The sequence below is a fragment of the Flavobacterium arabinosi genome, from assembly GCF_048158725.1.
In the GTDB taxonomy this organism is placed as follows: domain Bacteria; phylum Bacteroidota; class Bacteroidia; order Flavobacteriales; family Flavobacteriaceae; genus Flavobacterium; species Flavobacterium arabinosi.
On record NZ_JBLNKX010000001.1, the window covers coordinates 643,608 to 665,991 of the forward strand.

Annotated in this window: 19 protein-coding genes; 5 read left to right on the plus strand and 14 right to left on the minus strand. The window is 33.4% G+C overall.

The annotated features are described in order from the left end of the window. Positions 1-59 precede the first annotated feature (59 nt). From ACM55K_RS02610 to ACM55K_RS02625, 4 genes are all read left to right on the plus strand, one after another. Positions 60-632 (plus strand): GDSL-type esterase/lipase family protein, encoded by a 573-nt coding sequence (locus ACM55K_RS02610; RefSeq protein ID WP_416848691.1) that lies wholly within the window; start codon positions 60-62, stop codon positions 630-632. Positions 633-657: 25 nt separating this feature from the next. Then, on the plus strand, positions 658-1,314 hold the full coding sequence (locus ACM55K_RS02615) for a metal-dependent transcriptional regulator (RefSeq protein ID WP_416848692.1): 657 nt from the start codon (positions 658-660) through the stop codon (positions 1,312-1,314). A 532-nt stretch (positions 1,315-1,846) separates the two neighbouring features. Further along, entirely contained in the window at positions 1,847-4,027 is a 2,181-nt protein-coding gene (locus ACM55K_RS02620; protein WP_416848693.1) for a TonB-dependent receptor plug domain-containing protein, read from the plus strand. A 105-nt stretch (positions 4,028-4,132) separates the two neighbouring features. Continuing rightward, positions 4,133-4,549, plus strand: a complete 417-nt coding sequence (locus ACM55K_RS02625; protein ID WP_416848694.1) for a hypothetical protein — start codon at positions 4,133-4,135, stop codon at positions 4,547-4,549. Between the two features lie 31 nt (positions 4,550-4,580). On the opposite strand, the gene ACM55K_RS02630 is transcribed toward ACM55K_RS02625, so the two are convergent. The 12 genes from ACM55K_RS02630 to ACM55K_RS02685 form a co-directional block, all read right to left on the minus strand. Then, positions 4,581-7,034, minus strand: coding sequence for a PAS domain S-box protein (locus ACM55K_RS02630; RefSeq protein WP_416848695.1), 2,454 nt, complete (start codon positions 7,032-7,034; stop codon positions 4,581-4,583). A gap of 138 nt (positions 7,035-7,172) precedes the next feature. Then, complete coding sequence (locus ACM55K_RS02635; RefSeq protein ID WP_465245425.1) at positions 7,173-7,694, minus strand: YfiR family protein; 522 nt, start codon at positions 7,692-7,694, stop codon at positions 7,173-7,175. Between the two features lie 604 nt (positions 7,695-8,298). Continuing rightward, on the minus strand, positions 8,299-8,430 hold the full coding sequence (locus ACM55K_RS02640; RefSeq protein ID WP_416842136.1) for a FeoB-associated Cys-rich membrane protein: 132 nt from the start codon (positions 8,428-8,430) through the stop codon (positions 8,299-8,301). Between the two features lie 4 nt (positions 8,431-8,434). Continuing rightward, entirely contained in the window at positions 8,435-10,537 is a 2,103-nt protein-coding gene (gene feoB, locus ACM55K_RS02645; protein ID WP_416848697.1) for a ferrous iron transport protein B, read from the minus strand. Next, positions 10,531-10,773 (minus strand): FeoA family protein, encoded by a 243-nt coding sequence (locus ACM55K_RS02650; RefSeq protein WP_039108275.1) that lies wholly within the window; start codon positions 10,771-10,773, stop codon positions 10,531-10,533. Before ACM55K_RS02650 ends, feoB begins: the two co-directional genes overlap by 7 nt. A 168-nt stretch (positions 10,774-10,941) precedes the next feature. Then, positions 10,942-11,607, minus strand: a complete 666-nt coding sequence (locus ACM55K_RS02655; RefSeq protein ID WP_416848698.1) for an SCO family protein — start codon at positions 11,605-11,607, stop codon at positions 10,942-10,944. Between the two features lie 137 nt (positions 11,608-11,744). Beyond that, positions 11,745-14,063, minus strand: a complete 2,319-nt coding sequence (locus ACM55K_RS02660) for a TonB-dependent receptor (RefSeq protein ID WP_416848699.1) — start codon at positions 14,061-14,063, stop codon at positions 11,745-11,747. Between the two features lie 787 nt (positions 14,064-14,850). Continuing rightward, positions 14,851-15,774, minus strand: a complete 924-nt coding sequence (locus tag ACM55K_RS02665; RefSeq protein WP_416848700.1) for a DMT family transporter — start codon at positions 15,772-15,774, stop codon at positions 14,851-14,853. A gap of 1 nt (position 15,775) precedes the next feature. Continuing rightward, on the minus strand, positions 15,776-16,579 hold the full coding sequence (locus tag ACM55K_RS02670) for a Rossmann-fold NAD(P)-binding domain-containing protein (protein WP_416848701.1): 804 nt from the start codon (positions 16,577-16,579) through the stop codon (positions 15,776-15,778). A 72-nt stretch (positions 16,580-16,651) separates the two neighbouring features. Next, a complete protein-coding gene (locus ACM55K_RS02675) occupies positions 16,652-18,967 on the minus strand; it encodes a M28 family peptidase (RefSeq protein ID WP_416848976.1) in 2,316 nt (771 codons plus the stop codon). Positions 18,968-19,070: 103 nt separating this feature from the next. Next, positions 19,071-19,421: a hypothetical protein gene (locus tag ACM55K_RS02680; protein ID WP_416848702.1), complete on the minus strand. Its 351-nt coding sequence runs from the start codon at positions 19,419-19,421 to the stop codon at positions 19,071-19,073. Beyond that, complete coding sequence (locus tag ACM55K_RS02685; protein ID WP_416848703.1) at positions 19,418-20,947, minus strand: GNAT family N-acetyltransferase; 1,530 nt, start codon at positions 20,945-20,947, stop codon at positions 19,418-19,420. The genes ACM55K_RS02680 and ACM55K_RS02685 overlap by 4 nt, the downstream gene beginning before the upstream one ends. 185 nt (positions 20,948-21,132) lie before the next feature. Between ACM55K_RS02685 and ACM55K_RS02690 the strand changes: the two genes are divergently transcribed. Continuing rightward, positions 21,133-21,465, plus strand: a complete 333-nt coding sequence (locus tag ACM55K_RS02690) for a single-stranded DNA-binding protein (protein ID WP_131477309.1) — start codon at positions 21,133-21,135, stop codon at positions 21,463-21,465. Between the two features lie 77 nt (positions 21,466-21,542). On the opposite strand, the gene ACM55K_RS02695 is transcribed toward ACM55K_RS02690, so the two are convergent. Both ACM55K_RS02695 and ACM55K_RS02700 read right to left on the minus strand, forming a co-directional pair. Further along, entirely contained in the window at positions 21,543-21,716 is a 174-nt protein-coding gene (locus ACM55K_RS02695; protein ID WP_416848704.1) for a hypothetical protein, read from the minus strand. A 55-nt stretch (positions 21,717-21,771) separates the two neighbouring features. Further along, positions 21,772-22,290: a ferritin gene (locus ACM55K_RS02700; protein WP_416848705.1), complete on the minus strand. Its 519-nt coding sequence runs from the start codon at positions 22,288-22,290 to the stop codon at positions 21,772-21,774. Between the last annotated feature and the right edge of the window lie 94 nt (positions 22,291-22,384).

Below are 22,384 nucleotides of genomic sequence, written 5' to 3' on the forward strand. Positions count from 1 at the left end.
TTTTACTTGTTATATTTTTTCTAAATACAGTACATTCCCAAGGATTTAAAGCCGATATTTTGGCATTTAAAAAACAGGATTCGATTGTGTTTCCACCTGGTAATGCAATTCTGCTTATAGGAAGTTCATCATTTACAAAATGGAAAGATGTCTCCTCTTATTTTCCAAATTATACGATTATTAATAGAGGTTTCGGAGGGTCAACTTTATTGGATGTTATCCAATATGAAAACGAAATTATTTTTCCTTATAAGCCCAAACAAATTGTAATTTATTGTGGAGAAAATGATATCGCTTCATCCGATTCAATTACTGGGAAAATTGTTTTTGAAAGATTTAAAATATTATATCAGGACATTCGAAAAGAATTTCCCAAAACAGCAATTGTTTATATCTCAATGAAGCCAAGTCCAAGTAGGTGGAAAATGAACAAAAGACTAATTGATGGAAATGAACGGATAAGAAAATTTATCAAAAGGCAAGATAATACAGTTTTTCTTTCTGTTTGGGAAAAAATGCTTGATGCCAATAAAAAACCGATACCGACAATTTTTTTAAAAGACAATTTACATATGAATGCACAAGGATATTCGATCTGGCAAAAAATTATAGAGCCCGTATTATTAAAATAATTTTATTCTTAAAACTTACAACAAAATGACTTTTTCAGAAGAAAATTATCTCAAAACCATATTTCATCTAACGATTCTTTCCGATTCAGAAATAAGCACTAATGCCATTGCTGAAAAAATGGAAACAAAAGCTTCTTCTGTAACTGACATGCTCAAGAAATTGGCGGAAAAAAATTTAGTTAATTACGTAAAATACCAAGGCGTTTCTCTCACCGATAAAGGGACATTGTCTGCAAAAATGATTGTGAGAAAACACCGTCTTTGGGAAGTTTTCTTAGTCGATAAATTAGATTTTTCCTGGGACGAAGTACATGATATTGCGGAACAACTGGAACATATAAAATCAGAAAAACTCATCAACAAACTCGATGATTTTCTGGGAAATCCGACCGAAGACCCACACGGTGATCCGATTCCAAATGCGAAAGGACAGATTATAAAAACGGAAAAACAGTTGCTTTCTGAATTGACAGTGAACCAAACAGGAATTTGTGTTGGTGTTAAAGATTCTTCGGCAGATTTCTTGAAATATTTAGACAAACAAGAAATCGCATTGGGTTCAAAAATCGAGATTATTGGAAAAGAAAGTTTCGATTTGTCCCTAAAAATAAAAGTTGATTCAAAAGAAATGACGATTTCGAACAAAATTGCAGGAAATCTATTTGTGAAAGTGGGTTATTGACAATTACAATCGTCACCGCAGTTTTTATCGGATTTTTTCTTTTTGAAAAAATAATTTTTTAACAAAAAAAATACGGCAATTCCCAGAGCGACAAAAGCAGGAATTTCTTGAAAGACCCCTGCTTTGTTTAAAATTTATTGTAAATTTACTATACAATTTAGTTGCAACTTTTGGATTTTAAATAATCCAGCTTCTAAAAAAGAAAATACATACAAATAGCCCCTCGATCAATTTTTTTGTACTCAATACATATCAATAAATGCACCTTGCTTTATTTGTTAGAGGAAAAGATAGAAAATGTAATTTAAAATTTTGCAAAATGTATTTAAAACTAAAAAAAATACTAAAGCAGGTTTTCCAATTGCCACAATCATTTTGGAAACAACCGACAAAAAGAACACATCGCAGAGCGCAACTGGAATTGTTACGGATGAAGTTAAAATTTTCATGACCAAGTACCATGTTCAAAAGATTCTCCACAGAGCTCCGAACTTTTAAACCAGTATCATTTTTTTGATTAAAACTTAAAAATATGAAAACTAAAACTTTTTTTACGCTTCTGTTTGCAATTACATATTCTTTGTCAAATGCTCAGGAAGATACAGTTTTAACGGCTTCCAAATTGTTTGAGCTCTCTCTTGAACAATTAATGAATATAGAAATTACAACGGTATCAAAAAAAACTGAAAAGGTAAGTGCAGCTCCTGCAACGGTTTTTGTAATTACTCAGGAAGATATAATGAATCGTGGTTATTTGTATTTGAAGGATGTGTTGCGCGATTTGCCAGGAATGGAAACTATTGAAAATTATTTTTCAGAGCAGGGAACACTGGTTCCTGTGAGGGGTGTGGTGGGAAACAATAAAATAATTGTATTGGTAAATGGTAGTAGAGTAAATCCGCCCGGAGGCGAAGAAATGATGTTTCGCAGCGATTTTAATATTTTACGAGCCAAACAAATTGAAATAATATATGGACCCGGCTCCGTCCTTTACGGACAGGATGCTATAAGCGCTGTAATCAATGTTATTACTGAACAACCACAGGAAAAAATAAAAGTAGATGTATTTAGCCGTGGCGGAATGAATAATGATAAAGAGTTGGCAATATCCATTTCAAGCAGGTTAACAGATGATGCTCATCCCTATATCGGACTTTCTTCATCCTTCAGCTATATCAATTCCGACCTTAGCAAGATTGATAAAGAATATCCCAAATGGTGGGACAGTACTTATAACAAAGTAATTGCAAAAACTAAAATAAGAAATACTCCTTATCGTTTTGATAAAGGTTTCAATGGTTTCCTGAGATTGGAAAGTGAGAATTCATCCATACAATTATGGCACAGAGAATCATCGCGGAGTTCTGCCGAAGGAGGATATACTCCTGTTCTTCAATTTGTAAATGAAGCAATATGGCACGACAGGACAACTGTAGTTTCGGGAACTAATAAATTTAATATTTCTGATAAAGTAAAATTAAACGCATCAATAACCTATAGCAGGTATGAAATTGCACCGGAAAGCCGCTATGTTTTTCCAATAAATGATTCTACCGTTGTTCTTAATGCCTATAAATATGGAATAGGTACAGGAGTTAGAATAGAAGAACAACTTGATTATGAAATTTCAAATAAAATATCGCTGACTGCTGGATTACTTGTCGGCCTTTATGATATTATTCCTAAAGCGACAGTATTTGGTGGTGCCGATCCTAATAAAGACATTATTTCCCAGGCTGGAATTTATAATTATTACACAATAAAAGGGGACCCTTTTTCCAAAGTTGAATTGCAAAACGCAACAAATGTAAATTACAGAAATTACGGAGCTTATATAGAGGGAAGATTTCAACTCTTAAAAAACTTAAAAGCCATTACAGGTTTCAGGATGGATGTTGATACACGATTTACAGAATCTCCGTTTAGCCCGCGACTGGCTTTAATTTATAACCCGAGTGAACATTTTAATATAAAATATATTTTTAATAAAGGATATCTTGCCCCAGCGCCTTATTTTAGTTACAATATATTTGATAACGGGGAAAATATAAATACCTTTAATGCAAACCTTCAGGCAGAGCGGGTTATATCCAATGAAATCAATTTCAATTGCCGATTCAAAAAACTTTCTTTGAGTTCGGCATTTTATTATAATACCCAGCAAAACCTTATCGAGCTGGATGATGGTCGCGTGAATCCTGCAAACCTTGTTAAGGATGCTGTTTGGGTAAATGCCGATGGAACAGGAGAACGCGTGCTTTCACAAACAGCAAACTCAGGTAATACAATTATCTATGGAACGGATTTGTTTGGTACTTATAAAACGGAACATTTTTCCTACTGGGCTTCCTTTTCGTATGTAAATTATACCGTCGATCAAAATAATATTAAATCAGGATTAAGCGGTATATCTCCGGTTAATATTCGTTTTGGACTAACATGGTTTCCTGTTAAAATGGTATCGATCACTCCAAGTATTATTTTTCGCAGCACACCGGATAATATTATAACTACATTTGGATTAGATGAGGAGATAAAAAATCCATACCAGTTGAATATCAACATGAACTATAAACCTACAAAATGGCTCAATATATTTATTAATGGCACAAATATTACAAATCATAAATATGCTCTGAAGGGTGTAATTGGTCCTACTCCGCAGGAAACGATCCATCTATTAGCCGGAATGAGATTTACGTATAAAGAATAAAAGTGGATCACAAGATTTAACCATTTCGAATAAAATTGCAAACAATCTTTTGTAAAACCGCTTAATCAAAGGCACTATATTTGATATGATTGAAATAAAAATCAAATGAAAAATAGTCTCTCAGCCTTTTTACTGATTTTTTGTGTTTCCGTTTTTGCTCAAAATCCCAAAAAGGAAAACATAAAATACGTAAAGATCACCCAAAAAATATGCCATAAAAAAAAAGGATATCAATTGGTTTTGGCAGCAGTCATTTCTGATTCCCGTTGTCCTGAAGGAGTTACTTGCGTTTGGGCTGGAGAAGCTTCAGCAGTTATTTCCGTTTACAAAGATTCAAAATTAATTGAGGACAAAACTATCGTTTTTTCTCCGAAAAATGAAGAAGAAAACAAGCAATGGTTTGCTAAACATTTGCCGGAAAAACAAAGAAAAATAAAAAACGGCAGTATTTTTCCTTATCCTAGACATGGTGTAACCGTTGTTAAAAAAGACTATTATATAAAAATTGGATATTTAAAATAAGTCTAAGGATACAGTAATTATAGTTCTATTTTTATCCCTTTTTAAAACCAATTAATTTTCGGTATTTTTGCTCGCTTTCTTCTAAGGCGACCTCAAGTTCTTTGTAATAAGTAATGTCTTTTATATTAGCAACTGCGGCTATAACAAAGTTGTTTTCGTCGATTATTGGTCTGCCACTAATGATAACCCGTTTTTTTGCTTTAGTTTCAGAATCTTCAATTATTATCTCAACATCATCCGTTGATTCTCCTTTTAATGCTTTTTCCAGTGGAAGATTCTGGGCAGGAAAAATTGTTTTTTCGTCAGGGTAATATAATTCATATTTAGTTGACCAATCTAGAGTTGTTGGGGCTGTAGGATCTTGTTTTATTCCTATAATTTCTTCCGCCATGTGATTGGATAAAACAATTCTTTTTTGGTTATCAGTTACAATAATTCCCTCGCCAATATTTTCCAGAATTAATTTTAGTTTAAGCTCATTAAGATGCACTAACTTATCAGCTTCTTTTTTTTCATTTTCCATTTTTTTTCTTAGTGAGATATCTTTGATAAAAGCAATGAAAATATATTTGCCTAAAATTGTAGCTGGCGATACAGTTAATTCAACATCAAATTCGACATTTTCTTTGTTAAGGGCTGTGATTTCTATTGTTTTATTAATAATAGGTCCCTCACCTGTTATAAGAAAATTTTGAAACCCTTTAGTATGATTTTCTCTATACTGTGGAGGAATAATTAACGTATGCATAGGTTTCCCCATGACCTCCATTAATGACCATCCAAATATTTTTTCGGCTTGTGGATTCCATCTAATAATGTTTCCCTCATCATTTATTACAATTAAAGCATCTGGTGCCTCATTAAATATGGTTTGCAATTGACCTTCGCTTTCTTTTAATTTTTGTTCGGCTGCTTTGCGTTCCGTAATATCTCTCATAATAGATTTATGTCCGGTTATTTTATTTCCTTCTCTTAACTGCATCACCGTTTGTTCTACCCATTTTTCTTCTCTGGATTTGGTAAGGATGGGAAATGAGAATAATGTTTCATCTGTTTTATTTTTAAATTGGTTAAAATAGAACTCCGCCACACGGTCTTTCCACTCCGGAGCAACGATTTCTGAAAAATGTTTTCCTATAATTTCATTTTGAGTGTAACCCGTTAGTTTTTTACAGGCAGGATTGATATAGGTAAAATAACCTTTGTAATCAGAAGTATGGACTACATCACTGATGTTTTCCACGATTTCACGATATTTTTCTTCGCTTTTGCGAAGGGTTTCTATGGCTTCTGCTAATTGTGCAGTACGTTCTGTTACTTTTCGTTCCAGTTCTTCATTTAGGTTTTTAATTTCGGTTTCTGAAGTTTTTCGTTCTGTGATATCATGAATAACCAGAACTCCACCTGTTATTCCACCAGCAGGATTTTTTAAAGGTCTGGCAGTTACAATTACAGAAAGACCCTCAGTTTTTTTGTAATTTTGGATAAATATTTCCATATTATCCACTTCTTCACCATTTAATGCTTTTACCAAAGGAAGTTCATTAGTATTAAAAACTGTTTTGGAATCGGGCATAAAGAAGCCATAGGTTTCAGCCCATCTCTCTATAGGAATATCCATGGGGCCAATTCCAATTATTTTTTCACTGGCAGCATTCCAGAGGATGAATTTTTTGTTTTCATCAGCAACTATTAAGCCATCACCCATATTTTGTATAACCGATTGTAAAAGGGTATTTTGTTTATTCAGTTGTTCTTTGGATTGCGCCACTTCATTGTCTCTTTTTTCTATATTTTCCAACATATTATTAAGTCCCACGGAAAGAATGCTGATTTCATCTTTTCCTTCAACGACCATGCGGGTTTTATAATCACCGGTATCCTTTATCTGTTGTATGACTGTTACTAAGTTTAGCAAAGGTTTTGAAATGTATTTTTTAATGATCATGGCAATTAAAAAGGCAAGTCCTATTCCGACAATTAATAATACGATTCCCAGACGCAAAACATCCATTTTTATTTTATTCAATTCTGATAGTTCAAAGTTGATACAAACCAATCCTATTGTTTTATTGTCTTTTTTGATTTTGCTGTAAACAAAAAGATTTTTATTGGTAAACAGAAAACTTTTTTGATCCATTGCGGGTACAACAAACCGAAATTTAGGATCGGCTCCCGGTTTAGTGTAGGATGCAAAAACATGGCCCTTTTTGTCCAGGATACTTGCATTTAAAATGTCGTTTTGTACTGTTAATTCGGATAGAATTTTCTTTGCGGCAGCATTATCCAAAAATTCAAGAGCGGAAACACTATTAAAACCTACCACTTGCGCAATGGCTATTGAACTTACCATTTTCCGGTCTTTGAACCCTTTTATATCTATTAGAACAAAAGCTGTAATACAAAGCACTAATACAAATGCGGAGGTGAAAACCTGCATGAGTACCAGCTTATTTTTAATGGAGATGTTGCGTAGATTCATCATTTGTTTGTTGTTTTCCAATATTAAAATAGAGTACTTGGCACACTATAAGTGCTCTGTAAGGTCACTTTCTTTAATGTCTTCTTTTTTCGCTCAAATTCACGCAAAGATGGAACGATACTAATGTGTAATTTGAAACGATTATTGTACGATTATTGCATGTTGCAGCAAGAATGAACTAATCCCAATTCCGGATTTATTTATTGCTTTTAGATTTACTTCAAATTTTAATTTATTTTCGACTATAACAAAATTCATCTGTGCCCCTTTTTTTCCATAACCATTTCGTTCTGTTACAATCAATACTGGCTTACCAGAAAATTTAGAAAGAATGGTTTCAATTGGTATGGTACTATTATAAGGGACAAATAGAATATTACAAAAACTAATTTCGTCCAAATTTTTATATTCTTTTATATCAATTTTTTTATTTTTAGGCATCTCAAGCAATGAAGCGGTAATTGGACTTTGTTCCAAAACAGCAATCTTAAAAGCTTGATTTTTAGAATAATCTTTCCAATTAACATAATCTATAAAGCGATAAAGAAAAGCAGCTTTTAAAGCATATTCCTTTCCCCCGGCATTCTCTTGGGCTACTATTGGATTTCCTCCCATCAGTATGATGATTACTCCCCAAAAAAAGATGTGATTTTTAAGTGTCATGACATTTTATTTTTAACGAAGTTCCGACGTGATTTGAAAAAATTAATTCTATGTGTTTTTAAAATTCTGATTTTAGAATTTATAGCTTAATGACAAGCTGAACAAGGTTTTCAATTGGCTAAAGTGAAATCGATAGCAACATAATAACTGTAAAAAGCTTTCATTTACACTCTTAACACATTTTTTTTGTGAAAAAGTAGCCAATTAAATGAATAATTATGAAAAAAGATAAGTTGCTTTTTTCATAACGAATAGGTGCTATATCGAGGTTTCTTGTAGTTTTCTCCTTTAAATTATTAAAAGATACCGATTACCAATTCATAGTGGTTCTATAATTCCAATTGCTGGGTAGGAGTAAAGCTAAAAGTCCTGAAATTATGTTCAAAAGCATCTTGATTCAAACACAAATCACAAAACATTTTTTTTAAATAAAAATGGAAGTGACTGATTTTGAGTCTAAAACGCGCTTTTATATTATGTAAATTTAGTTAATTTAAATCAAATAGTTTAAATTAATGGGTGGATTTTATTCTTTTAAATTAGTCCAGTTTAATTGTCTCTTCATTCTTAAAGTTTAAAAATGAAATGAATTTAGAAAACAATTTTAATGACAGCCACAATCATCATCATTACCGCAATTTTTATCTGATTTCTTCTTTTTGAAAAAGAATTTTCGGATTAAAAAAGCAAGTGCAATCGCGAGCGCTACAAAAGCTATAATTTCCTGAATATCCATAAATTTATTTTAGAATTTGATAGGCAATAAATGCTACAACATAGGCAAAGCCACTCATGAATATAAGTTGTCCTAATGGCCATTTCCAACTGTTAGTTTCTTTTTTGGTAATGGCAAGTGTGCTTGCACATTGCAATGCAAAAGCATAAAATAACAATAACGATATCCCTGAAGCAAAATTGAATATTTTCTTTCCTGTTTCAGGATTGATCTCAGCAGCCATTTTATTCTTTATGGTGACCTCATTATCACTGCCACCAACACTATAAATCGTTGCTAATGTTCCCACAAATACTTCTCTGGCCGCAAACGAACTGATAATGGCAATACCTATTTTCCAGTCATACCCCAAAGGAGAAATCGCAGGCTCAATAGTTTTTCCCATTAAACCAATATAAGAATTTTCTAATTTTTGTGAGGCAACTGCATTATCAAATTCTGTTTTTGACAACGGTTTCTCTTTGGTTTTTTCAACAACAATAGTTTCGGCATTATTGAATTTCTCTCCAGGTCCGTATGAAGCCAAAAACCATAAAACGATGGAAATTGCTAATATGATTTTTCCTGCACCAAAAATAAAGGCCTTTGTTTTTTCGATTACATTAATTCCCACGTTTTTGAAAAGCGGTAATTTATAATTGGGCATTTCAACAACAAAGTAGGTTTTCCCTTTTATTTTTAGAATCTTATTTAAAATGTAAGCCGAAAAAATCGCCATTCCAAAACCCAAAAGATACAATAACATTAAGGTCATTCCTTGCATATTCAAAATTCCAAAAACGCGAGTATCAGGAATTACAAGTGCAATAATGATGGCGTAAACAGGCAACCTGGCAGAACATGTTGTAAAAGGAGTTACAAGTATGGTGATTAATCTTTCTTTCCAATTCTCTATATTTCTAGTTGCCATAATCGCTGGAATTGCACAGGCTGTTCCTGAAATAAGCGGTACAACGCTTTTACCGGATAAACCAAATTTTCGCATGATTTTGTCCATTAGGAAAACTACTCTGCTCATATAGCCACTTTCTTCGAGAATGGAAATGAACATAAACAAGAAGGCAATTTGTGGTATAAATATCAAAATTCCGCCAATTCCGGGGATAATTCCCTGTGAAATTAAATTGGTTAAAACTCCTGCGGGTAATTTTTCAGCAGTGAGAGAGCTCAACGATGCAAAAGTGCTATCGATGAAATCCATAGGAATTTTGGACCATTCGAAAATAGATTGAAAAATCACGAATAAAATCAAAAAGAAAATTACATAACCCCAAACTTTATGCATGAGCACACGATCGAGTTTACTTCGGAAATCTTTAGCGATAGTTTCATCTACTTTTAATCCTACTTTCAGCACATCGTTGATAAACTGATAGCGTTTTATGGTTTCTTTTTGCTGTAAACGTTTCAAATCCGAATGCGATTTGGTCAACGAACTTCGGATTTCATTACGATCTAAATTCAGGAAATTTACATCTTGTGTAATGACTAACCATAATTTATACAACAATTGATTTGGGAATGTTTTTCGAAGTGTATTGAAATATTCAGGATCAATACTGGATGCATTCAAACAAGGTTCGCTTGAAATTGTTTTGTAAGTGACAATCAATTTCTTTAATTCATCGATTCCAAAACCTTTTCGGGAACTGATTAATGCAATCTTGGTTTTGAGATGCTCTTCAAGATAAGGAATATCTAGTGTTATTCCTTTATATGTCATTCTATCAGCCATGTTTATGACTAGAATAGTGGGGATTTCTAAATCTTTTATTTGTGTAAAAAGAAGTAAATTACGTTTCAAATTTTCTACATCGGTTACTACAAGAGCTACGTCTGGGTATAATTTGTCATTTTTATTCAGTAACAATTCAATAACGACATTCTCGTCAATGGAACTGGCATTCAAGCTATAAGTTCCTGGTAAATCTAGAATATTGGCTTTTACATTATTGGGTAATTTGCAAAATCCAATTTTTTTCTCAACCGTAATTCCGGGATAATTACCCACTTGTTGGTTTAAACCTGTCAATTGATTAAAAACGGAAGTTTTACCCACATTAGGATTTCCTATAAGAGCGACATTAATGTTTCGATTGCTTACCATAAGTTGGTTTTCATGATTTCAACTTCGATTTCTTTCGCCGTTTCTATACGAATAGCAACATGTGAACCATTAATATTTAAATATAAAGGATCTCCAAAAGGAGCAATTTGAAGTAATTCTACCATGTTTCCGGGTAAACAACCCATTTCTAATAGTTTCAAAGGAACGATATCAATATCAAAATCTTTGATAATGGCTTTTTCGCCTTTTTTGAGGGATTGTATCGTTGTTCGCAAGACTTATTTAGATTGAATTAAGATTGCAAAAGTACATATTATAATACCAAAACAAATGATAATTATCATTTTTGTAACTTATTTGAATAAATTAAAAAGGGTAAATTGCTGCTGTATATTGGACTGATATAGAAAGGAAACGGCTGGAATACAAATTTTTAATCTTTTTTATTCGGTACACAAAAAATTAACATCTTCTATTAAACGTTTCATGTCTTCTTTTTTAGTGCCGTCATAAAAACCACGAACGCGTCTTTTAGTGTCAACCAAAACAAAATTCTCGGTGTGAACCATATCGTACAATTGTTCCGGTCTTCCTAATTTGACCGCCAAATAGGATTTTCGTGCCATGGTGTAAATAGTTTTTTTATCGCCGGTTACCAAGTTCCATTTGCTGTCAACAACTCCATTTTTTATCGCATACGCTTTTAAAACGGGAACGCTGTCAGTTTCTGGAAAAACGGTATGGGATAGCAACATTACTTTTGGATTATTAATAATTGCTTTTTGAACTTCGGCTAAATTAGTTGTCATTTTTGGACAAATAGAACCACAAGTAGTAAAGAAAAAATCAGCAACATATACTTTTCCTTCGTAATCCTTTTGAGTGATGGTTTTTCCGTTTTGGTTTACAAATGAAAAATCAGCAATGGTATGGTATTTACTGATGTATTGAACGGTACTGTCTACTAATTCTGGGTTTACATCTGAGGGATTAAAAATAGGTAGTGTTTTACTTGGTTTTAGAGCCACATAAAACAAGTAAATTGTTAGGATAGAAAAGACTAATAAAACACCAAAGAACTTTCGGTATTTATAAAAAATAGATTTCATAAAAGTAATTTGAGACAAAAATACAAAAAGGTAATTTTAAAAAAGAATCTCTTTTAATTTTATCAAATTTCAATGTCAAAAAAATTAAAAAACAACTGTATTTTTAGTACAAATACTATTGCATTCCTTTATCATTTTTAAAATTTAACTATTAAATTACAAAACAGTTGTCTTCCATGCTGTAAAAATTGTTTTGGACCACCTATTCTTATATTGGGTTGATAAAATTGGGAATCAAACACATTCGTAACTAGTAATTGTGTAGTAATTTCGGCATCGTACACTTTTATTTTTACATAAGAAAATGTCAGATCGACCTTAGCAAAAGATGGGATGGTAATTATTTGTGTAATGTCCTTATTACCATGTTTTGCTTGAATTTGAGAATAATAATTGATTCTTGAATTGATTGTAAAGTTATCAGTTGCATTAAAAGTCAAGCCTCCGGTTATTCTGTGCGTATAAACACCAAGATTTACGGTGCTCACCCCAGCATAATCGTCAGCATCTTTTTTAACATAAGAATAACCAATTTCAGTTTTAATCTTTCCTGTTTTATAAAATAATTGGCTTTCAACACCAAAGACATTTATCACATTACTTGAATTTATGAACCCTCCCGTTTCGGTAGGTTCAATAAAATTTGTTGCTATATTTTTGTAGGCAACAATATTTGCTAATAAATTACTTGTAAACGATTGGTTAATTCCAACTTCAAAAGTATTCATACGTGCCGGATCAAGTTCATTAACCACATTATTTACCGATGAGGCACCAAGTTCAAAAATATTAGGTTCACGGAAAGCTTGGCCAAAAAGAAATTTTATTGAAGTTTTTTGAAATGGTGTGTAAACCAAACCACTGCGAAAGGTGAAAATTGATTTATAAATATTGTGGTGATCAAATCGTCCGCCCAAGGTGATATATAATTTATCAAAAAGTGTTTTTTGTAATTGTAAAAACAGTGAATTTTTATACTGACGAAAAAATGGTTTGCGCATTCTATTTTCGATGGAGCGTGTTTCATCAAAACTAAAATTTAATCTATCTGTAGAACGAGCTAAACCTAACAAATCAAACATATCAAAAGTATAACCACCAATAATAGATACCGTTTGACTTGGAACATAATTTAATTGTATATTTCCTTTATATCGTTTTGAACCTGAACTCGATTGTTGTGAATATGCCATCATAAAATTGTCTTTAATTTCATGATCTGTAAGAGGTAAGTCCGGATTATGCCCATTTTTCACAAGAGTGTCATAGATAGCGTTGTCAAAAGTGTAGTTTACCCCCCAGAATCTTTCTTTATAAAATTGAAGTTCTGTATTAATTTTAAGTTTGGCATTAATTTCTTTTTCCATACCGACATAATACAAGGCTAATTGACGGTAATCACTTTGATTAGTGTAATCTAACGAAATATTTTCAAGTCCTTTACTGCCTTTAAGCTCATAACCCTCTATTCCCACATAAAAGCCTTTGTAAGAAATTTTTGCAGCATATGGAAGCGACCAGCTAGTCTGTTTAAATTCTTGGTTTACGGGAAATGCGTTAGAAGGAACTCCTTGTCTGAAATTTATGGTGTCTTTTATAAAATCTTTATAATCCCAAAGATTGCTGCGGAAATATCGAAAACTCCCACTAATACGAAAATCTTTTAAATTTTTTCCAAAAACGAAGCTTTGAGATTGAGTTCCTTGTGTTCCAACTCCAGCATGATACTCTGTTTGATTAAAATCAGAGGAATCATTTTTTGTGATGATATTTATAACACCAACCAAAGCATTTGCACCATAAAGAGCAGAAGCCGGACCTTGCAGAATTTCAACCTGTTTTATGTTATGCGTTGCAAATTGTGTTGAAATAAATGTTTCGGAAGCAAATAAATTTTGCATTTCTCGTCCGTTTACCAACAGTATCGTTTGCGAAAAATTACTTAAAAAACCACGTTGTCCGCCAAAAGTAAAATGGTCGGTTCTTATAGCTACCACACCCGGAACGTTTTCTAATAAATTTGTTAAATCAGTGTAGCCGTTTTCAATAATATCTTTTTCAGTGACTACATAAATTGTTGCAGGTGCAATTTTCTGATTTTCTGATTTTTTCGAAGCAGTTATAACTTCAATATTCATCAGTTCTTCTAAACTGAGTTCAAATAAGTCAACTCCAGCGATCAATGTCATGTTTAAATTTACCATATCACTGGTGATTTCAACCACCTGAACTTTGAAATTTTCTTTTGCAAATTCAAGTATTCCAGAAGTTATCGGCACTTCAATGGAATACTTTCCAGCGGCATCTGTAAAAGTTTTTAGGTCAGTATTTTTTACACTAACTTCTACACTTTCAAGAGGTCTGTTTGTTTTGTCGGTTATTACCCCAGTTACTATTCGTTGTGCAAAAATTATATTTACTGTGAGAACCAATATAATAAATAAAGACTTTTTCATGATTTCTTTTTTTATTAATAATTGATAAAAAACTGTCTTTTGAGTTATGAATAAATAATCTCAATCAACGCTATAAAATATTTCCTCCTGTTACCTTTTAAAGGACCACTGGCTCTAGTATGTTTTGGTCGATGGCTTTGCTCAATTTTCATTTTTTTTTAATACAACGGTCTTGAAAAATAGTTTTATCGCATTTACAATTTGGTTTTGAAAACATGCTGATAAATTATTTTTAAGGATAAAACTAGTATTGTAAAGTATCACATCTTAGGTGATTTCGGTAACTGTTTTTATAGTAGAAAACCAAAAACGATTTTAATGCCTCAGTATAAGTGTTTATCGTGCTCTAAGTATAGCGTTTGGATAGTAACGAGTGTTTAATTTTTCTATTTACGTCCTTACCTTTTATAGCTCGAAGTTTAGGATTTTCTTCTTCTATATCTTAAAAATAATTTTATTATCTGATGTATTGGGCAAGCACCAGCGTCCAAAGTCGGACTCCATCTTGGGCCTTCTTTTAAATAAGCGACGAACCGATTTTCACTTCAGTTTTTTTATGGGTTTCGCTGTTGATCCTTTTTTTGGTTTTGGCGTATTAAAGTTAGTGAATTTTTTGTTTAAGATCGTTGCTTTTCTGATAAAAATGGATAAAAAACAACCAAAAACCCGCTTCTCAATTAAAATCGTAATCTAATAGTTGTGAAATTTAAAATACAATTGATGAAAGTAATAAGTCGATTTTGCGCCAACTTATTTCAGCATGAGACAATGACCAATAATATATATTTTATCTGCGCCCTTTTCTCAAGGAATAATTCACCATATACAATCCGAATAATGTTACCCCACCTCCTATGCCTATTGCAATAGTAAGCTGTTCTCCAAAAATAATTGTGCCTAGAATTACGGCCACAATTGGGTTAATATAAGCATAAATGCTATTTATTTCTGCAGGTAAGTTTTGAAGCGCATAGATAAAGGCAATGAAAGTAAGAATAGAACCAATGATAATCAAATAAGCAATTGATAACCAGGAGATCATGGGAATAGAACTTAAACTGACGGATGTACCAGTTGCGCCTGTAAAGGCAAAAAGTAAAATACTGGACAGGAACATTTGCAATCCTAAACTAAAATAAGGATTAAAACTAGCTGCTTTCTTCTTGGTATATAAAGATCCAAATGCCCAAGTTAAAGTAGCAATTATCGAAATAAAAATCCCAAACCTAAAATCAGGGAGTAGGAAATCGCTTAGATGATCATAGAAAATTACGCACACACCACCAAAACTGACTATCAAGCCAATAATTGCTAATCGTGCCAGTCGTTCACCTCTAAAAAAGCTGATGATGACAACCCATAAAGGAACAAGAGCACCTATAATGGCACCTAGGCCACTACTGATGTATTTTACGCCCCAAGTGCTTAACCCGTTGCTTAATACGAAATTTAGGATGCTGAGAATAATAATTGTTTTCCACTGTTTTCCTTTTGGCCAAGGGGTTTTTTTAAACATAAAAAAGGAAATATAAAGTAACCCAGCTATAAATTGTCTGATGGCGGCAAGTTGTATCGCTGGCATATGTTTTACCCCTTCTTTTGAAGCAATCCATGTGGTGCCCCAAAAAAAACTGACCCAACACAATGCTAATATGGGTAATCCAATCGCGTTGACTTTAGATGAAAAAGCGTTTTTAATTTTAGTTCTCACTTTATAAATTTGGTTTGGTAAAAGTATAATTTAAAACAGTTTCTATTTTATTACTCAAAATGGTTTTCCCTATTGATGGCGCCGAATGATTAAATTTTGGTAACGGCAAATTCAAATTTATAGCTTTTTGGGTATAATACCTTTCTCGTGAAGGATGAGATGATGTTACCGCATTGAAGGTTTCATCCCAAGAGTAATTCTCAATGATTTTTAGAATAATTCCTATGCAATCTTCCTGATGGATTAGATTTATAGGCGCGTCCGGATTATCGAGGTTTTCACGACCAGCCAAAAATTTTATAGGATGTCGGTCTTCGCCAATTAAACCACCAAAACGCAGTACAGTAGTTTTAAAGTTTTCATTGCTCTGCAAAAGCTGCTCTGTTTCCAGTAATTGTTTTCCGCTTTCGGTATCCGGTTGAGGTGCTGTTTCTTCAGTAACGACAGTATGTGTATCACCATAAACCGATGTGGAACTGATGAAAAGCACTTTGTTGATCGAAGATTTTTCTACAAATGGAATGACATTTCTGATTTTTGAAACGAAGTTTTCTTTTTCAGAACCACGAAGTTTAGGCGGAACATCAGCTATCAAAATTTCTGATTCTTCCAGAAAAGCGGCTATATTTCCATCAACTTTACGTTCTGAAAGCGCAATTAGAAACGGATTGATTCCTGAGTTTTCCAACACTGATAATTTCTCCACTGAAGTCGTCGATCCATTTACTGAAAATCCTTTTCCCAATAAGGCTTTCGCCAAAGGTAAACCCAACCAACCACAACCCAGAATGCTAATTTTTGTCATTTTTATTTTTTGTAATCTTCTTTTAAAATTGATATGCAGTTACAATTTGTGACCAAATACCATAATTATTTATTATTTCAAACTGTCTCTCACAATCGTCGAGCTATCTTTCACAACGGGATTTGCAATATCACTATCCAAAGAATTTATAACCTCTACTGGACTCGGTTTTATTTTTTCTTTAATCACTAGTGCATCATTCAAAACGAAAGGCGTTGGCATCATCCAGTTTTCTCTTTTTACTATTCCAAATAAAGGATTGGTCATTAAATCAAAAGAACTTTCCATTAATTCCATGTCTAAAACAGCAGAAGCATTAATGCTGAATTGCATTTCCAAAGGGGCATTGTCAACTACATAGTAACTCAATAATTTCTTTCCTTTTCGTTGGTATAATGAATTTTTCTGACCTAAAGAGGTTACACCATTTGCTTTGAAATTATGAAAAGCCATTTTTTCATTGGCAAAAATATCATAACGGTTTACGTTTCGATTTGGGGAGATTCGTATTTTTAAATATCTTTGATTGCCTACAATTTTATCTTCAAGAAATTCGATAGTTGGTTTTTTCAATGCTTTTATAGGTGCATCTGCTTGATAAGTAAATCCGGAATTGTATTTGCTGAACAATGGTGTGTCTTCCATTGCTGTTGCTTCTTTCGGGTTTTCGCCTAAATAACTTTTGGTCCAGGAATCAAGATTGGTGTCATACGTTATCCAATTGGCTTGGTTCGTATCGGCATTATAGATGTACAACAAACTATTTGATTTGGCTTTTCCAAATTCGTATCCCGATTCCGAATGCGCTTTCGCAAAAAAGCCGATAGAGAGTATAAAAAACACAAATGACCAGATTCCCTTTTTGGCGAAAGCCCCAAAAACTGGCAACAATAAACCGAAAGTTAAAACGGTAAGAATGGCGCTTCCAAACAGCACTTTTAATCCCAAACCGATAGGGAACATTTGGATAAATGGCACTATGATAATCAAAGCAGGAATGCTGCAAACAAGATTTAGTGTTTTATTAGATCTTTGGGTAACAATAAAAACACTAAATATAAATAGCCCAAAGTAAACCGGAATAATCAAAAAGCCTGCGCCTTGTAAAGCAAAAGCGAGACCTCCATTGATAATAATCCATAAAAATAATGGTGCTACATAATGATTCATCGTTACCTTTTTAGCCGAAAAGCGGCTGTAGAATGCCAAACTTATAGCAAGAGCCAAAAGTACAAAGGCAGCAATATAAGCATGTCCATTGTAGGTAAATCCGTTGAGTAAATCGTTGTATTGCGGGTACACTTTCAGCAATGCTTTCCATCCAAAAAAAGTAATTAATCCGGTAACGATTAGGGAGGCTAAAAACGGAATAAATCCTCTGCCTATTTCCCTGAGGGATAAAATGCGTTTGGCTCTTCCTAAAAATAACAGTAAAACAAACAGCGCCAATGCGATTACAACCATTGGTAAAACCCAACTGAAAGGATAACTTATAAAAGTATATGGAATAGTAAAATAAACATTGTCATCAGTGGCCTGTGTGTTAATCAAATCAGCATTCGAAAAGTAATTTAGTAAAGGCATTAAGTATGTGCCTTGATGTTCTAAGGTGTTTTTGTTCAAATGATTGACGTCATCCTGAGCGGTGTGGTAATTAAAATGGTCATCAATAAAGGCGAAATTATAGCCTTGAATATTACCTTGTTCTCTGAAAACGGTCAAATCAGTATCATTGGGCAGCATTTTATAAATGCTATACATCAAGGAATTTGATACCGGAAAAGTCGCTTTTGCAGCAGCAAATTCTTTCACCAATCCTGCATTTCCCTTGTTGGTTTCCATCAACATATAACTCGGTCCTGAAGAACCGCGTGCTTCAAAATTCAGTACCAAACCTACTTCTTTTGCCCATTGATGTTGGGTTACAAAAAGTGCTGCGCCATTCAATCCCAATTCCTCCGCATCCGAAAACAGAATGATAATGTCATTTTTATGTGGTGTTTTATTGTACAAAAAAGCACGGACACTCTCCAATATTGTCGCGACACCGGAACCTGCATCACTTGCCCCTTTAGAATAGGAATGCGGGGCACTGTCGTAATGTGTAAGCAACAGTAAAGCTTTAGAACTATTGGTTCCTTTTATTCGGGTCAATATATTTTTAGATTTTACCAGATTTCCCCAATCACTCAACGTATAACCTTCTTGAACAGCCGTTTCTAATCCAAGTTTGTTGAGTTCTTTTTGGAGATATTTGGCTACGACTTCATGATTTTGGGAGCCTACGTAATGGGGTTGTTTTGAAATGGCTTTCACTTGAACCAAAGCTCTTTTGGTTGAAAATTCAGAAAGTGGACCTTCATCATCCGAAGTCCAATGGGGCATCATCGTAAAATAAATCAATCCTAGAATGACTAGGATGAGTAAACTGGCAAAAATGGAGGAATAATCTTTTTTCATTATTGGTTAGATAGATTTGGGGGTTGTGGTATTAAATATCTTTTTTGACTAACATATAAAAATCATTGTCCAAGGGTAGGTAGCCTTGGTCGTACAGAAAATAGTAGGTATTTCCTGTTTTGGTTTGTAAAATATTGGTAAAAAATTCAAAATCAAAACCTTTGCTTAGGAGTTTCGCTCTAGTGGTTTTTGATTTTCCTTCAACATTAAGTTCGGATAGAATGCGGTAATTCTTGCGCAACTTATTGTTGATATTGCGCATGAAATTTGTGCTGTCCTTATTTATCTTGTTATTATAAGCGTTACGACAACCGTCGCTGCAAAATTTTTTGTCTTCCCGGCCTACAATCTTTTCTCCACATTCTAAACAGGTTTTATTCATGGATTGATTCTTTTTATTTCGTATAAATCAGTTCTACGGTCTTTTAAGATTCTGGCGCTTCCATGTTCGTGAAGCTCTTTAAGTAAATTTAAATCGACATCTACAATCAAAGTCATTTCGGTATTAGGCGTCGTTTCCGCTTTTATTCCGGTGCTGGGAAATGCAAAATCCGAAGGCGTAAATACCGCCGTTTGTGCATATTGAATATCCATATTGTTCACTTTTGGAAGATTCCCCACACATCCCGCAATGGCAACATAACATTCGTTTTCTATTGCTCGGGCTTGCGCACAGTGTTTTACTCGTATATAGCCACTTTGTGTATCGGTTAAAAATGGTACAAATAAAATATTCATTTCTTCATCGGCCAATAATCTGGAAAGTTCTGGAAACTCAACATCATAACAAATCATGATTCCTATTTTTCCGCAATCGGTGTCAAAAGTTTTAATTTGTGAGCCGCCTTTCATTCCCCAATGCAGCACTTCATTTGGAGTGATGTGAATCTTATAATACATTTCAGAAGTTCCGTCTCTTTTGCAAAGAAACCCAACATTGTACAAAGTGCCATTTTCTAAATAAGGCATGCTTCCTGAAATGATATTAATATTATAAGAAATAGCAAATTCCTGAAATTTTTTGCGAATGGGGTCTGCATATTTCGCAAGCTCTCTAATGGCATCAGGTTCCGATAAATGATTGTAATCTGCCATAAGAGGGGCAATAAACAACTCCGGAAAAAGGGCGAAATCACTTTTATAACCGGATACGGCATCAATGAAAAATTCAGCCTGTTCAAATAAGGCGTCTATGTTTATTAACGGACGCATTTGCCATTGAATTAAGCCAAGTCTAATGATACTTTTTTGGGTGTTTATTAATTGAGGGCTTTCATCGTAATAAATATTGTTCCATTCTAATAGCACAGCAAATTCTTTGGAATCGGTGTCTCCCGCCAAATAGTTTTTCATAATTCTCATTACGTGGAAATCATTACTCAACTGAAAGGAAAGCACGGGATCATGCAATTCTTTTAGTTTTACTTTTTCGATATATTTTTTTGGAGTCAGCTTTTCAGCGTATTTTTTATAATTTGGAATCCTTCCGGCAAAAACGATAGCCTTTAGGTTTAATTTTTCACACAATTCTTTTCGGGCATCATACAATCGTCTGCCAAGTCGCAAACCTCTATAATCAGGATGAATGAATACATCAATTCCATACAATATTTCTCCTTTTGGGTTGTGTGTCGAGAAAGTAAAATTTCCGGTTATTTTAGCATAATTAGGATTTTTGTCAACTAAAACCTCGTCCACAATTAATGATAGTGCAGCGCCAACCACTTTTCCGTCGGCTAAAATTACTAATTGTCCTTCAGAAAATAGATCCAGTAATTTCTCAATATCTTGTTCTTTCCAATACGAATCCACCAACTCCGGATAAGATACCACCATAGATTTTTTTAACTGCTTATAGTCGTCAAGTTCTAGATTTCGTAATTCTACTTTTTTTATTTTCGCTTGCATAAGAAGTTGATTTCTATCAAATATAATCAAATATTCCCACTTACAAACGTTTACAAATAGTTACAACCGAAAGTAAACAGTTAGTAACCGAATAATTTTTGAAGCCCGCAGCATCTTTGCAATGTTGATTTGAAACAATGATTCAACAAATAACGTATATACACTAACATTTAAATTTACACGCCATGAATGCATTAAGAAACAAAGTACAGTTAATTGGACACGTAGGGAATGATCCGGAAATCAAAACATTTGACGGAGGAAAAAAACTAGCCAATTTTACAATAGCTACAAACGAAAGCTACAAAAACGACAAAGGAGAAAAAGTAGAAGAAACCCAATGGCACAAACTTGTAGCTTGGGGAAAAACCGCTGAAATCATTGAGAAATATGTAACCAAAGGAAAAGAAATTGCCATAGAAGGTAAATTGACCCACAGAAGTTACGATGATAAAAATGGTGAGAAACGCTATATTACGGAAGTAGTTGTCAATGATGTGCTTCTTTTAGGGAAATAGGGTTTAAATAGCATTTAAAATACGGAAACAAAACAAAAGACCATCGATAAACATCGATGGTCTTTTGTTTTGTAAAATCAATCTTCTTTTTTTTTGCCTAAATCAAATCTAGGGCAACGTTTGCAACGCTTGTCTTCCCCTTTTTTATAATTTTCACAACATTTTGACTTGAGTTTACCCTTAGGAACATCTTTTTTATGGGACTCTTTTTTATCCTTTTTCTTTTCTTTATTTTTTTTCTTTTTACCCAATTTTCAAAGAATTAAAATCAAGTTATATTATTTATAAATTCCAAAAATTGTTTGGCTATTTAGAGGCTTTAGTTGTAGAACTATTTAAAGCCATTTGTTGAATATCTCTGTCAAACAAATACAAACCACCTTTGTCATCCCCAATTAGGTTTATTTTGTCTAAAATAAGCTTAGCCTGGGCTTCTTCTTCAATTTGTTCGGCTACATACCATTGCAAAAAATTGTGTGTGGCATAATCCTTTTCTGAAAACGAAATGTGCACCAGTTCGTTAATGGATTCAGAAACAAAAATTTCGTGTTTGTAAAGTTCTTCAAACATTTCCTTGAATGTTTCATAACTAATTTTTGGAGCTTTTAATTCGCTTACTCTTGCATGGCCACCTCGTTCATTTATATACCGGACCAATTTAAGCATGTGCGCCCGTTCTTCGTCAGATTGTGCATACATAAATTTTGAAATTCCTTCCAAACCATGGGTTTCTGACCAAGAAGCCATAGAAAGATAAGTTTGAGATGATTCCGCTTCAATACGGATCTGATGATTAAGCGCAAGTTCTATGTTTTTTGATAGCATGGTAGTGAGTTTTTAGTAAAGTTACAAAAAATACTTAATTTATTGATTCCTAATTTCCTGAAATAATCTGCAAATTGCTCCACATATAAACCTT

Coding starts and splice junctions, on each gene's coding strand:
- ACM55K_RS02615 (WP_416848692.1), top strand. CDS start 658: ATGACTTTTTCAGAAGAAAATTATCTCAAAACCATATTTCATCTAACG.
- ACM55K_RS02620 (WP_416848693.1), top strand. CDS start 1,847: ATGAAAACTAAAACTTTTTTTACGCTTCTGTTTGCAATTACATATTCT.
- ACM55K_RS02625 (WP_416848694.1), top strand. CDS start 4,133: ATGAAAAATAGTCTCTCAGCCTTTTTACTGATTTTTTGTGTTTCCGTT.
- ACM55K_RS02630 (WP_416848695.1), bottom strand. CDS start 7,034: ATGATGAATCTACGCAACATCTCCATTAAAAATAAGCTGGTACTCATG.
- ACM55K_RS02635 (WP_465245425.1), bottom strand. CDS start 7,694: ATGACACTTAAAAATCACATCTTTTTTTGGGGAGTAATCATCATACTG.
- ACM55K_RS02640 (WP_416842136.1), bottom strand. CDS start 8,430: ATGGATATTCAGGAAATTATAGCTTTTGTAGCGCTCGCGATTGCACTT.
- feoB (WP_416848697.1), bottom strand. CDS start 10,537: ATGGTAAGCAATCGAAACATTAATGTCGCTCTTATAGGAAATCCTAAT.
- ACM55K_RS02655 (WP_416848698.1), bottom strand. CDS start 11,607: ATGAAATCTATTTTTTATAAATACCGAAAGTTCTTTGGTGTTTTATTA.
- ACM55K_RS02660 (WP_416848699.1), bottom strand. CDS start 14,063: ATGAAAAAGTCTTTATTTATTATATTGGTTCTCACAGTAAATATAATT.
- ACM55K_RS02670 (WP_416848701.1), bottom strand. CDS start 16,579: ATGACAAAAATTAGCATTCTGGGTTGTGGTTGGTTGGGTTTACCTTTG.
- ACM55K_RS02675 (WP_416848976.1), bottom strand. CDS start 18,967: ATGATGCCCCATTGGACTTCGGATGATGAAGGTCCACTTTCTGAATTT.
- ACM55K_RS02680 (WP_416848702.1), bottom strand. CDS start 19,421: ATGAATAAAACCTGTTTAGAATGTGGAGAAAAGATTGTAGGCCGGGAA.
- ACM55K_RS02685 (WP_416848703.1), bottom strand. CDS start 20,947: ATGCAAGCGAAAATAAAAAAAGTAGAATTACGAAATCTAGAACTTGAC.
- ACM55K_RS02690 (WP_131477309.1), top strand. CDS start 21,133: ATGAATGCATTAAGAAACAAAGTACAGTTAATTGGACACGTAGGGAAT.
- ACM55K_RS02700 (WP_416848705.1), bottom strand. CDS start 22,290: ATGCTATCAAAAAACATAGAACTTGCGCTTAATCATCAGATCCGTATT.